Annotated in this window: 11 protein-coding genes; 3 read left to right on the top strand and 8 right to left on the bottom strand. The window is 73.2% G+C overall.

The window, feature by feature from the left end; all coding sequences use genetic code 11:
* Nucleotides 1–147 precede the first annotated feature (147 nt).
* From B4U46_RS32625 to B4U46_RS32610, 5 genes are all read right to left on the bottom strand, one after another.
* Nucleotides 148–2,532, bottom strand: a complete 2,385-nt coding sequence (locus B4U46_RS32625) for an Orn/Lys/Arg decarboxylase N-terminal domain-containing protein (RefSeq protein ID WP_079432148.1) — start codon at nt 2,530–2,532, stop codon at nt 148–150.
* Between the two features lie 197 nt (nt 2,533–2,729).
* Entirely contained in the window at nt 2,730–3,161 is a 432-nt protein-coding gene (locus B4U46_RS39515) for a hypothetical protein (protein WP_237293212.1), read from the bottom strand.
* 257 nt (nt 3,162–3,418) lie between these two features.
* A complete protein-coding gene (locus B4U46_RS39510) occupies nt 3,419–4,270 on the bottom strand; it encodes a hypothetical protein (protein ID WP_237293211.1) in 852 nt (283 codons plus the stop codon).
* Between the two features lie 98 nt (nt 4,271–4,368).
* Nucleotides 4,369–4,830: a VOC family protein gene (locus tag B4U46_RS32615; protein ID WP_079431189.1), complete on the bottom strand. Its 462-nt coding sequence runs from the start codon at nt 4,828–4,830 to the stop codon at nt 4,369–4,371.
* 72 nt (nt 4,831–4,902) lie between these two features.
* On the bottom strand, nt 4,903–5,577 hold the full coding sequence (locus B4U46_RS32610) for an AAA family ATPase (RefSeq protein ID WP_100862155.1): 675 nt from the start codon (nt 5,575–5,577) through the stop codon (nt 4,903–4,905).
* A 316-nt stretch (nt 5,578–5,893) separates the two neighbouring features.
* Here B4U46_RS32610 and B4U46_RS32605 point away from each other — a divergent pair, with 316 nt between their 5' ends.
* The 3 genes from B4U46_RS32605 to B4U46_RS32590 all read left to right on the top strand — a co-directional run bounded on the left by B4U46_RS32605 (nt 5,894) and on the right by B4U46_RS32590 (nt 8,822).
* Nucleotides 5,894–6,367 (top strand): lamin tail domain-containing protein, encoded by a 474-nt coding sequence (locus B4U46_RS32605; protein ID WP_079431188.1) that lies wholly within the window; start codon nt 5,894–5,896, stop codon nt 6,365–6,367.
* Nucleotides 6,368–6,486: 119 nt separating this feature from the next.
* Nucleotides 6,487–7,380: an NAD-dependent protein deacetylase gene (locus tag B4U46_RS32600; protein WP_079431187.1), complete on the top strand. Its 894-nt coding sequence runs from the start codon at nt 6,487–6,489 to the stop codon at nt 7,378–7,380.
* Nucleotides 7,381–8,048: 668 nt separating this feature from the next.
* Nucleotides 8,049–8,822 (top strand): ATP nucleotide 3'-pyrophosphokinase, encoded by a 774-nt coding sequence (locus B4U46_RS32590; protein WP_079431186.1) that lies wholly within the window; start codon nt 8,049–8,051, stop codon nt 8,820–8,822.
* A gap of 63 nt (nt 8,823–8,885) precedes the next feature.
* Here the strand turns inward: B4U46_RS32590 and B4U46_RS32585 are convergent, their stop codons facing one another.
* From B4U46_RS32585 to B4U46_RS32575, 3 genes are all read right to left on the bottom strand, one after another.
* The gene (locus B4U46_RS32585) at nt 8,886–9,956 is read right to left on the bottom strand and encodes a chitinase (RefSeq protein WP_079431185.1); all 1,071 of its coding nucleotides are present in this window, start codon (nt 9,954–9,956) and stop codon (nt 8,886–8,888) included.
* A gap of 204 nt (nt 9,957–10,160) precedes the next feature.
* A complete protein-coding gene (locus tag B4U46_RS32580) occupies nt 10,161–11,792 on the bottom strand; it encodes an ADP-ribosyltransferase domain-containing protein (RefSeq protein ID WP_079431184.1) in 1,632 nt (543 codons plus the stop codon).
* Nucleotides 11,793–11,865: 73 nt separating this feature from the next.
* The gene (locus tag B4U46_RS32575) at nt 11,866–12,543 is read right to left on the bottom strand and encodes a macro domain-containing protein (protein ID WP_079431183.1); all 678 of its coding nucleotides are present in this window, start codon (nt 12,541–12,543) and stop codon (nt 11,866–11,868) included.
* Nucleotides 12,544–12,655: the final 112 nt, after the last annotated feature.

The following is a 12,655-nucleotide window of genomic DNA, read 5'->3' as shown; positions in this document are numbered from 1 at the left end:
CTCCGTGCACCCGTCACGTGTCACGTGCCCAGCAAAGACGGTCGCACCCCGCGGACGCCCGTTCCCACGCCGCCGGGCGGGACGCCCGGATCCGATCCCGGAGCCGGCGCGGACTGCGGGAAGGGCAGGCCCGGCCCCGGCCCGCTGCTACGGCGTCGTGCGGAGGCATTCGATCAGGTAGTCGCCCGTCTCCGGGTCCACGGTGACCCCGTGGGCCTCGCTGCCGAAGCCCGGGAAGGCGCGGTCGAAGGCCTCCAGGGCGCCGAGGTAGCGCAGCAGGGGGCCGTCCGGGGCGCCGAGGGATTCGCCGGGCATCAGGACGGGGATGCCCGGCGGGGTGACGGCCACCATCGCGGCCGCGACCCGGTGGGCCGCTTCGGCCAGGGGCAGGCGTTCGGTGCCGCCGCGGATGAGCTGCTGGTAGCAGTACCGGGGCGGGTGGACCGGCTCGGGCAGGTTCTGGAAGGCCTCGTCGAGGGCGCCGATGAACGCGCCCCGGGTGAGGTGCCCGTGCATCTGTGCGCAGAGTTCGCGCAGGGTGGTGTCGCGGTAGCGGCCGGGGTGGCGTGCGGTGAGGGCGGGCAGGACCCGGTCGAGCGGGGCGTCGCTGTCGTAGTGGGCCTTGAAGTCCATCAGGGCGTCCATGAGGGTGCCCCACTTGCCCTTGGTGATGCCCATCGAGAAGAGGACCAGGGTGGTGTAGCTGTCGGTCTTCTCGACCACGATGCCGCGGGTGGCGAGGTACTCGGTGAGGATCCGGGCGGGGATGCCCCAGGGCCGGGTCTCCCCGGTGGCGGTGACGCCGGGGCAGGTGAGGGTGACCTTGACGGGGTCCAGGAGGCCGTAGCCGTCGGTCAGGTCCGGGAAGCCGTGCCAGGCGGCGCCGGGTTCGAGCTGCCAGCAGGAGGGTTCGCCGGCCAGCAGGGCGGCCGGCGCGTCGGCGAAGGGGATGCGGGTGCCGGTGGCGGGGTCGGTGACCTCCTCGGGCTGCCAGACGCCGAAGAACCAGTCGGGCCGGTCCCCCGCGGCGGCGATGCGGCGGCCGGTGCGGACGACGGCCTGCCGGAACCGGATCGCCTCGGTGACGGCCTCGTCGATCAGCCACCGCCCCTGCGGCCCGTCCATCATCGCCGTCGCCACGTCGAGGGACGCGATGCCGGGGTAGAAGGCGGAGGTGGTGCCGTGCATCATGAACGCCTCGTTGAAGCGGTCGTGCTGGACGGGCGCCCGGGGGGCGGGCCGTACGTGGACCATGGCGCACTGCGACAGCGCGGCGAGCAGCTTGTGCGTGGAGTGGGTGGCGAACACCGTCGGCCGGCCGTCGCCCTCGAAGGTGTCCGGGCCCACGGCCATGCCGAACCGCCCCCGGTAGAGGGGGTGGAAGCGGGCGTAGGCGAACCAGGCCTCGTCGAAGTGCAGGCGGGGCGTGCTCGGGGCGAGGGCGCGGGCGGCGGCGAGGGTGTCGTAGCACAGGCCGTCGTAGGTGGAGTTGGTGAGGACCGCGTACTGGGCGTCCGGCGATACGGCCCCCGCCGTGAGGGGGTTGGCGGCGATCCGGGCCGCGACCGCGTCCGGGGCGGTCGCGGTGGGCGGCACGGGGCCGGCCAGTCCGTAGCCGTTGCGGGTGGGCACCAGGTAGACGGGGCGGGCGCCGGAGACGACCAGGCCGTGCAGGACGGACTTGTGGCAGTTGCGGTCGACCAGGGCGATCTCGTCGGAGGTGACGCTGAAGTGGCCCACCATGCGGTTGCAGGTGGAGTCCCCGTGCAGGACGAAGTAGGTGCGTTCGGCGCCGAAGACCCGGGCGGCGTTGCGTTCGGCCTCGCCGATGGGGCCCGTGTGCTCGTACAGGGACCCCAGTTCGCCCACCGAGATGGACAGGTCCGTGCGGAACAGGCGCTCGCCGTAGTAGTCGAAGAAGACCCGTCCCGCCGGGGACTTCAGGAACGCGACGCCGCCGGAGTGGGCCGGGGTGTGCCAGGAGTACTCGTGGGCGTCGTCGAAGCGGCGCAGGGCACGGAAGAACGGCGGCAGGATCTCCTTCATGTAGGTGTGCGCGGCGGCCGCGACCCGGCCGGCGATGAAGGCGGGGGTGTCCTCCAGCGGCCAGATGTAGCCGACGACCGTCTCCGAGACCCACAGCGGCAGGTGTTCGAGGTCGTGGTCGGAGCTGTCGGTCATCAGGAGGAAGACGGGCAGGTCCTTGAAGCGGTGCCGGATCCGGTCGAGGACCTCCGCCCCGCCGGTCGGCAGGTGCGCGTTCCCGCCGGGGGCCGGTCCGGTCGCGGACGGGGAGGGGGCGCCGCCCGTGCGGGTGGCGGCGGACGGGCGGGGCAGGTCCCAGGCCACCACGGCGGCGGCGATGCCCGCCTCCGTCTGGAGCATCGCGCGGGCGTCCCGGGAGTCGGCCGCCCGGCGCAGTTCCAGTCCGCGCTCCTCCAGTTCCTTGCCGATCCGGCGCAGTTGCTCGACGCTCACCCCGCCGCCGAGCGGGTCCTCGCGCAGGGCCAGCAACACCGTGCCGTTCGCCATGGGTTCCATCCGCCTTCCGTCACGGGTGCCCCGGCGGGCCGGGACCGGGCGGGGCCAGTCTGGTCCGGCCCGCCGGGCCGCCGGGCGGTCTTCGGAGGCGGTTCACCCGCAGGTGGGCGCGGCGGTCCCACCCGGTTGACCACGGGCGCGGCAGCGAGCGGACTGGGCCCTGCGGACTAGGGATTGTCAGGCAGGCCCTAGCCGCCCTTGAGGCGGCGGTTGATCTCCTCGCCGATCCGGCGGTTGAGTTCGGCCAGCTGCTCGGGGGGGTAGGCGGTGAGGTCCCCGAGGTCCGGTGGGGCGGCCCGGGGTTTGTCCTTCTGTTTCTGCTCCTCGCGCCGTTTGAGCTCCTGCTCCTCCGGTGAGCCGGGCGCCGCGTACGCGCACCGGATCAGTGCGCCGTCCGCGGCGGTCAGGCAGGTCGCCTCGCGGCCCGCGACCTGGCCCCGGCCCACCACCCGGTAGCGGATGTCCTGTTCGCTGCCGATGGTGGCGGTCCAGGTGGTGCCTCCGGTGGGGACCACCTCGAACACCTGGTCGTCGTTGTAGCAGCAGACGTCCCGGTATTCGGCCTTGATCAGCGCGACGATCGCCTTCGGCGAGGACCAGGTCGGGTCGAGCCGGTGCACGGTCAGGGGTGCCAGCCGGGTGCCCTCGTGGCGTGCCGGTACGGTCGCGACGGCGACGACGGAGCTGGCCTCGCCCTGGGGGGTGAGGGGGGTGACGTAGACGCTGTGTCCGCTCGAGTCGCCGTAGCGGAGGGTGAACTCCGAGTCGTTCCCGTCGTTCGCGCCGTCCTTCGAGGCGTCCCAGCCGCTGCGTTCGAACCACCAGTCGGCGAAGCTGCCGACGGCGGCGACCGATTCCCGCTGCCGGGCGGCGAGGCTCAGGGGTAGGAGGGGCCGGGGACCCCGTCCGTGTCGGTGGTGAAGGTGATCTTTCCCGTGCGGCCGTCGTAGAGCGCGACTCCGGCGGGGCGTTCCGTCACGACCAGGAGCCCGGTCTGGCGTTTGAGGGGGACGACCACCACGGGTGTGTCACCCGAGCAGGTCACGTACGCGTCGTCCGCCTCGAAGCGGACCCAGCGCTTGTGTTCGGAGATCTTCCGGCCCAGGTTGTGGCCGAACCAGCCGCTGATCCGGGCGTCCGCCACGTCCACGTCGAACGAACAGCGCTGCTGCGCACGGCTGGTGCCGCCGAGCGGAACGTCCTGCACGAGCCCGACCTCGTACCCGGACAGCCAGCCGCTCCGCTCGACGAGGGTGGCGAACCGGTCTGAGTCCGGCAGGTAGGTGATGTCGGCGATCTCACCGGTGACGTCACCCAGGTGCGGGGCGGCCTGCGCCTTGCCGACGAGGTAGGGGGCGCGGGGCGCCAGTGCGGGCACCGGCTCCGTCACGACCTGCGTGGCCTGCATGTAGGCGCGGTCCCCCAGGTACGCGCCGTAGACCAGCCACGCGACGGCGAGCGCGAGCCCGGCTATGGCCCCCAGGCAGCCGAGGACCCCCGCCACACCGCCCGGCCCGGCGGCGGCCTTGCCGCGCCGCCTGAGCACGAGCCACCGCACGAGCCACACCGCCGCGACGAACGCCGCGGCCAGCAGCGGCAGGGCCAGCCAGGCGAGGAGCTTGCGCAGCTCCCACACCAGGACGGTGCTGTAGTACGGGGCGTACAGGGGCGCGCAGGCCACGAGGACCACGAAACCCACCGGTATGCCGATCCGCAGAGCCCGGCCCATCAGCGCCTCCCCCGACCGCCTGGTTCAGGTCAAGTGTGGGGTGCGGGGCGGACCGTGTCACGGCCCCGCACGCATCGCCCCGTGCCCGTCGGCGGCCGTCAGCCGGGTCCGGGGGCCGTGATGGCGACGAGTTCCACCTCGAAGCCGTCGGCGTTCTCCAGGTAGGCGGCGTAGGTCCGTTCGCCGCCGGCGTGCGGGTGGCGGTCGGGGAACATGAGGGTCCATCCGTGCCGCGAGGCCCGGCGGGCCAGTTCCTCCACGGCGTGGTGGTCCTGGACGTGGAACGCCAGATGGTTGAGCCCCGGCCGGCATCGCTCGTGCCGGCCGGCGGTGAGGGCGGGGGACTGTTCGAAGACCAGGTAGGCCGCGCCGAGCCGCCAGCTGCGGCCGTTGCTCCAGCTCTGGAAGGGCGTGTACCCCAGGGCTTCCAGCAGCCACCCGAAGGAGGCTGCGGCCCGCTCCAGGTCGGGCACCCAGATCTCGACGTGGTGCAGCGCCCCGTGCTGCCGGCCGGTCCCTTCGGGGCCGGCCGTCGCGTGGGGTGTGGGTTCCTCGGTCATGGGGGTCATCCTCGGCCTGCAGAATCAAAGAATCCGCCCATTCGTAGTGCGGGAATCGGGGTGGTTTCGCCCCTACTGGCGCCCGGGCGCTCCCGCGAACCGGGCACGGGGTGAGGTGTCGCGCAGCCGGCGGTCGAGGAGGACCACGGAGGCGAATCCCGCGGCTCCCGCCGGGCCGCCGCCCTCGATTCCTGACAGCAGGGTCGCCAAGCCCCGTTCATGGGTGGCGAAGACGCGGGGCGGGGCCAGGCGCCGGCGGGCGCGCTGGCCCGAAAGGGCCTCCCGGGTCCCGACGTCGAGGAGGACCATGTGCGCCTGGCGCCCCGCCCGGCCGGCGCTGTGGGCGAGCCATCGGCGCAGCCAGGTCCGGGTGCCGCAGTCGTGCAGGAGCAGCGGGCCGGAGCCCCGCATCGCCCTGCGTATGCGGCGCATGTGGTGCAGCCGCGCCAGGGGCCGGTAGGCGCCGTAGGGGAGCCAGGCCGGCGCGAGCGCCTCGCAGGCGGCGCGGGTGGCGCGCGGATCCAGGACGGTTCCGTGACCGGCCCACGCGCGCAGCAGGGTGCTCTTCCCGCTGCCGGGGAGGCCGGCTATGACGACGACCGCGTCCCGCGGGTAGGACAGGCATATGCCCGTATCGGTACGGCCGCGCAGGTCGACGACGCCTCGCGGGGCGATCGGGCGGACGGCTCGGCGGCCGGGATCCACGGCGGAGTTCGCGTTCTTCACGTCAGGGCCGGCTTCGGACACAGCGGACCGTACATCGCGTTTCGGCTCCAGGTCAGGGGGTGGGCGCCAGGCCCCGGTGTCATCGGGCGACGGCCACCACCGTGGCGGCGTACGGCCCCCCTCGACCCTATCCGTCCCCCGGTCGACACCATCGCGCACGCCCCCCACAAGGGAGGGTCATGGAAATGTCTAGATTAGGCAATATGCAATGTCCTTACCAGTTTCGGGGGTGATGGAACGTCAGAGTATGCCCTGCCCGGCCGCACGCCGGGAACAGTTCGGAGCCCGCCCGGCCTGTACCGGGCCGGGCCGTGCCGACCTTTGAGGAGCCACCTGCATGTCCGCTTCTTACGCCACCCGCCGCACCGTCGCCGCCCTCCTGGCCGTCGGCGCCCTGATCGGCGCCGCGGCGGTACCGGCCGCCGCCGACGACCACCGGCACGACCGCCACGGCGCGCACTCCTCCATCGTCATCGGCGACGTCGAGAACGCGGGCCGCGGACAGGGCAACCGCGCCCTCAACGGCGAGTGGGTCGAGGTCAAGAACACCGGACGCAGCAGCGTCAACCTGCGCGGCTACACGCTGACCGACAAGCAGGGCAACCGCTACCGCTTCAACAGCCTCCGCCTGGACGGCCGCTCCAGCGTCAAGGTCCACACCGGCAACGGCCGCGACACCCACCGCGACGTCTACCAGAACCGCCGCCGGCAGATCTGGGACGAGCGCGACACCGCCACCCTGCGCGACGCCCGCGGCAAGGTGGTCGACACCGAGTCCTGGGGCCGGCGCGGACACCACCACCACGCCTGATCCGCTCCAGCGGCGGCCCGGCCCACCCGGCACGGGCCGCACCCCCGGAGGAACCACGGCGTGCCAGGCGAACCGGCCTGGCACGCCGTGCCCGTGCGCGGGGTCCGTACCCTGGAGGCATGCGCATGCGCCCCACCCTGGACTGGACCCCCGCGGAGGACCTGCCTCCGGGCACCACGGACCTTCGGCCGGTCACGGACGCCCTGCGCGCCGGCGGTGTGCTGGTGCTCAGCGGGGCGGGGATCTCCACGGAATCGGGCATCCCCGACTACCGTGGCGAGGGCGGGAGCCTGAGCCGGCACACGCCGATGACGTACCAGGAGTTCACCGCCGACGCCGGGGCCCGGCAGCGGTACTGGGCGCGCGGCCACCTCGGCTGGCGCACCTTCGGCCGGGCCCGGCCCAACGCCGGCCACCGGGCCGTCGCCGCGTTCGCCCGCCACGGCCTGCTCTCGGGCGTGATCACCCAGAACGTCGACGGTCTGCACCAGGCCGCCGGCAGCGAGGACGTGGTCGAGCTCCACGGGAGCCTGGAGCGGGTCGTCTGCCTCTCCTGCGGCGCCCTCAGCCCGCGCCGCGAGCTGGCGCGGCGGCTGGAGGAGGCCAACGCCGGTTTCGCGCCCGTGGCCGCCGGCCTCAATCCGGACGGTGACGCGGACCTCACCCGCGAGCAGGTCGGGGACTTCCGCGTGGTGCCGTGCGCGGCCTGCGGCGGCGTCCTCAAGCCCGACGTGGTGTTCTTCGGCGAATCCGTCCCGCCGCGCCGCGTCGAGCACTGCCGCTCGCTGGTCCGGGAGGCGGCCTCACTGCTGGTCCTGGGCTCCTCGCTGACGGTGATGTCGGGGCTCCGCTTCGTCCGGCAGGCGTCTGAGGCCGGGAAGCCCGTGGTGATCGTCAACCGGGACCGGACCCGGGGCGACCGGCAGGCCGTCACCCGGGTCGCCCTGCCGCTCGGTGCGGCCCTCACCACGGTGGCGGGCCGGCTGGGCGTGCCGGTCGACGGCCCCGGCTGACCGGGGTCGGCCGCCGCCCGCCGGCCGGGCCGCCAGCGGGGTGCCGCAGCCGGAGCAGTAGCGGGCGTCGACCTCGATCGCGTGCCGGTGGCAGTGGGCGCAGACGAGATGCAGGGCGCAGGTCCGGGGCGGCGTGGCGGGGGCGGCCGGCGCGATGCTCATCCCCCGGCGCCTGCGGTGGACGGTCAGCACGACCAGCCCCTGGGGGCCGGCCAGCAGCGCCCGGACGGCACCGCGCGGCAGCAACGCCATGAATCCCGGGGAGAGATGGGACTGCTCGCCGTCCAGGGTCAGGACGCCCGTACCCGAGACGACGACCATCATGACGTCGACGGATCCCTCGGTGGAGGGCGCTCCCCCGGTCCCGGGCAGATGGCGCACGAGATTGGCGTCGAGCTGCCGCTCGGCCCCCCGCAGTCGCCACAACGCCCCGCCCTGCCCCTCGGCAGCCGCCGCGAGCAGCCCCGCGACGGTCGCGGTCTGCGTCGTGTGCTCCACCTCCGTCAAGGCGTCCCCTCCAGGTCCGGCCGGCGTTCGACGCCCTCATGATCCCGCACCGACGGGCCGGCGCGGGACCGAGGCGGCCGGATGATGATCCGTAACCCCGCCGGAGCCCGCCCGGTTGTGCCGAGCACCAGGTCAAACCCACGAGTGTGAAGGCACAGTCCATGACGAGCAGTACGGCAGCACCCGTCTTCGGCCGGATCCTGATCGCGACGGCGCTCAGCGGTGCGCTGGCCCTCGGCGCCGGAACGGCGGTGGCCGCCGGCCCCGCCGACGAGGGCTGGAAGGGGGAGGGCGGGCTCACGCTGAGCAGCGCGGACAACGCCGAGGTCAACGCCTACGTGGACCGGGCGAAGCAGGCCGAACGGTCGATCAGCACGGACGTGCGCGCCGCCGCCCTCGTCTCGGGCGCCGAGCTGATCGGTTACGAGAACCGCCTCAAGTCCCCCGACTCGCTCAAGCGGAAGGTCGCCACCTCCCTGCGGGAACATCCCGGGCAGCCGGTCGGGGCGGTCCTGGCGGGGCTGGGCGACGCCGTCAGGTACACCCTCCAGTGGCCGGACGGCTCCTACAGCGACGGGGTGTCCACCGCGTCGGCGCTCCTTTCCGCCTGGGGCAACGACTCCACCAAGTGGTCCAACACCTGGGGCCGCAACAGCGGTTACAAGGGCCTGAACACCGGCTGGCGCGCGCCCCGCTCCGGGCAGCTGTTCGAGGTCCAGTTCCACACCCCCGCCAGCAAGCACGCCCAGGAAGTCACCCACGTGCTGTACGAGGAGCAGCGGCTGCCCTCGACTTCCCCGGCCCGGAAGAAGGAGCTCCAGGCTCGGCAGGACGCCGAGTTCGCCGCGGTGCCCGTACCGGCGGGCGCCGACCGGCTGACTGCGCCCGCCCGGCTGCCCGCCCCGCTGCCCGTACCGCTGCCCGCCCCGGCGTGACGCTCCGGTCGTGGCGTGGCGGCCGGGCTGCGGCCGCCACGCCACGGCTCCGCGGCCGTGGTGTCAGCGGCCCTGGAGGGTCCTGGCGTTGTCGCCGAACGTCCAGTTGCGGGAGCCGTCCCAGTTGAGGGACCAGGTCATCAGGCCCTTGAGCCGGCCGCCGTAGGAGTTCCACGCCTGGGCGACGAGAGCGGGGGTCATGTAGCCGTCGCCGGCGCCCGGTTGGGCCGGGAGGCCGGGGACCTGCTTGTCGTAGGGGACCTTGACGGTGGTGTTCTGGACGACCAGCCCGCGGTCGAGGCAGTCCGTCTGCGCCGTGAAGCCCCTGACGGTGCCCGCCGCATAGGAGTCCGCGTTGCAGCCGTACATGCTGCCGTTGTAGTACTGCATGTTCAGCCACCACAGGCGGCCGTTGTCCGCGTACTTCTTGACGATGGGCAGGTACGCGCCCCAGATCGAGCCGTACGCCACGCTGCCGCCGGTGACGTAGGCGGTCTCGGGGGCCATCGTGAGACCGAAGCCGTCCGGCATCCGGGCGAGTACGCCGTCGATGATGCGGATCAGGTTGGACTGGGACGGGGAGAGCTGCGTGATGCTCCCCGAGCCGACGAGACCGGTCTCGATGTCGATGTCGATCCCGTCGAAGTTGTACTTCTTGAGGAGGGGGACGATGGTCTCCACGAAGCGGTCGGCGACGGCGGCGGAGCCGAGGTCGATGCCGGCCGCGGCGCCGCCGATGGACATCAGCACGGTGAGTCCGTCCTGTTTGGCCTGGCACATCTCCGCGGGGGTGGGCACCTTCACCGTGCTGTCCATCCCGTCCTCCCACAGCACGGTGCCGTCCGAGCGGATCACCGGGAAGGCCGCGTTGACCACGTTGTAGCCGTGGCCGCGGATGCGGCTGTCGGTGAGGGGGATCCAGCCGAGGGGCGGGTGGACTCCGTTGGCGGCGCCGTCCCAGTTCTCCCAGTACCCCTGGAGGACCTTGCCGGAGGGCTTCGGCCGCAGGGCGCAGGTGTCGGGCGCACGCGGGCCGGGGGGCGGCGGGGTGGCCGCCGCGGCGGACAACGGGCTCAGCACGGTCGCGGCGAGCGCGAGTCCGAGTCCCACGAGGCGGATGGTCCGACGGGCCATGGGTGTGCTCCCTTCGCGCCGGCCGCGCCCGGGCGGGCGGGCAGGCGGACAGGCCGGAGTGACCGGGAGGGAAGTGCTGCCGTGGGCGCGGCCGCCCGCGGGGACGGGAGCCCCAGGGGCGGCCGCGGTGTGACGCGCTCCACGGTGATTTGGTCCAGACCATCTGTCAAGGGTGCTGTACGCGTCGGAGGGGAGTCCGGGAGGTCAGGAGACGAGGGGGCCGGCCTCCGCCTCGGTCAGTCTGACCGTGCACAGGCCGCCGCGCTCGGTCTTCACGTCCGTCACCTTGAGCTGGGTCCCCGGGGCGAGGATGTACTCCTCCTCGCCGGTGAAGGCCGAGAAGCTGCGGATGCCCACCGCGCGGGCGGGGGTCACCTCGAAGAGCGTCCGCTTGCCGCGGCTGCCGAGGAAAGAACGGGCCACGCTCAGCTCCGAGGTGCACGAGGAGACGCCCCACCAGGTCACCGTCCCCCCGACCGGGTACTGGGCGCGCAGGTCCAGCGATACGCCGCGCCACAGCGGCCGGGTGTGGGCGGGCAGTTGCGAGACGGCGGAGAACAGCAGCCGCAGGTAGGGGAGGTACGGCACGAGTGCGGTCCGGTCCGGGGAGCGGAGGACGGCGTTGATCTCACGGTAGAAGGCGGACTCGCAGGTGTAGAGGTAGAGCGCGGCGATCGCGTCGGCGGACGGCCGGCCGGCGCCGGCGGCCTCGTCCGCTCGCCGCTTGCCGAACTCGTGGGACCGGTCGATGTGCCGGCCCAGGCCGGGCAGCACCTCGGCCACCGGTGCGAGCGCGTCCCGGAAGTCCGTCGGCGGGGTGTCGAACACGCCGGTGATCGCCGGGAGGACCAGGCCCTCGTCCTTGACGCTGGTGAGCCGCTCCAGGTACAGCTGGTGCAGTTCCATGGTCGAGGCAATGAAGGCCCCCATGCGCGCCGCGACCTCGCCGTCCGCGCCGCCGGGCGGGGCGCCTTCGGGGCTCTGGTTCCAGCCGGTGCTCGGCAGCCAGTCGACCGGCTCGGCGCCCAGGGACGCGAGGGCGTCGTTCACCGTGGCGAAGTGGTCGCCCTCGCAGAAGATGTCGCCCTGGGCGGCGGGGTTGGCGTGGTCGATGTGCCGGACCTCGACGTCCGGGTACTTCTTCTGCAGGCGCAGGACCACCTTCTTCAGGCTGCGGGCGTGCGCCCCCCACCAGGCGAAGACCACGCTGCGGTCCTCCTCGTCGGCGTCCTGCTTGGCCTGGAGGATCTCCTCGACGATCCGTTCGGCGACGGGCCTCCAGAACGCGGTGTGCCGGTCGGCACCCATCGCGCCGTCGGCGCTGGCGGTGAGCGCGGCGTTCAGCAGGAGGACGCCCTGGGTGAGCATCGCCTGGAACCACTCCGGCGGCTGGACCGTGTCCCGCTCCTTCAGCAGGGCGCGGACGTCGGCGATCGGGGTCTTCTTCGCGATGCCGTACTTCCACATCGCGGCGGCCTTGATGATGCAGCGGATGCTGACGACCCGGCCGAACTGGCTGTCCTTCCAGTCGTTGAAGGTGTTGTCGAACATGGCGATGCCGGTGGCGCTCTCCGGCCGCGGATAGGGGTTCTGGCCGAAGACGACGACCTTCCACTTGTGCGGCGGGTGGGGCTTGAGGGCCTGGAAGGTCAGCTCGCGGACCGGGACGACCTCCGGGCTGCGGCCCTGGCCGATGAACCGGGCGGCGTCCGGCTGCGCCTCGATGACGGGCTTCAGCAGCGGGAGCCAGGGTTCACCTCCGCCCTTGAAGAGCTCGCTCAGGTGCAACGGGTCGGCCGCGTCGGGCTGGGCGGGGGCGGGGTTGGCGTCGTTCATGGGGGAAGGGCTCCCGGGCGTCGTGCTGGTGGGGTGCGGGGGGCCGGCGTGCCCGCCGGCGGGGTGGGCGCCGTCAGCGGCGAAAGGAATGCCCTTTCGGTGGCACGATCCGCACCCGCCCGGCGGCCGGCCCGTCCTCGATCCCGTCGAGCTGGGCGGTGATCGTGGCGCGCAGCTCGTCGTCGTCCTCGAACCAGTGGTCGTGGAAGAGGGTGTAGCCGGTCCACATCAGGTTGGCGCAGACCCGGGCGGGGACCCGGCCGGTCTGCGCGCCCATCCCGACCAGCGCCACCGACCGGATGCTGCCCGGCGCCCGCCGGTTCTGCCGGTGCACTGCCTGGAACGCGGCGGCGCAGGCCAGGGCCACGTTCAGCGTGTCCCTCACGTTCTGCGAGGACTGCGCCATCGTCGGCGTCGATATCAGGTAGCGGGGGACGGCCGCCCCCGACGGGACGCAGACCGCGCTGCCCACCGGGAGCGTCCCGGCGAACCGGTCCCGGATCGCCCGCTGCACGCGCAGCTGGATGCCGGCTCCGAGGTGCCGCTTGATGGCGGCGTCGACCCCGCCGTCCATCCGGCCCCGGGAGTTGGTCGGCGTGACCCAGGCGTCGACGTCCTCGTCGAGGATCGAACCCCTGCGGATCTCGATCCCGGGGGTGTCCGCGAACGCCGTCCGCCATGCCTGGACCACTCGCTCGTTGACGTCGGTCAGCACCACCTTGAGCGCGGGCTGCACACGGTTGTCGGTCATCGTCCACTCCTGTCGGGAAACGGCCCTTCCAATACCCCCGACGCTAACGGCCGCCACTGACAACGCGGCTGCGGGAAGGGGACGATGACCTGCCGTCACGGCTCCGGAGGCG

Origin of the sequence: Streptomyces katrae (genome assembly GCF_002028425.1) — a bacterium.
GTDB lineage: Bacteria > Actinomycetota > Actinomycetes > Streptomycetales > Streptomycetaceae > Streptomyces > Streptomyces katrae_A.
The sequence above is the reverse complement of the archived record's forward strand: the minus strand, read 5'-3'. Positions and strand labels throughout refer to the sequence as shown.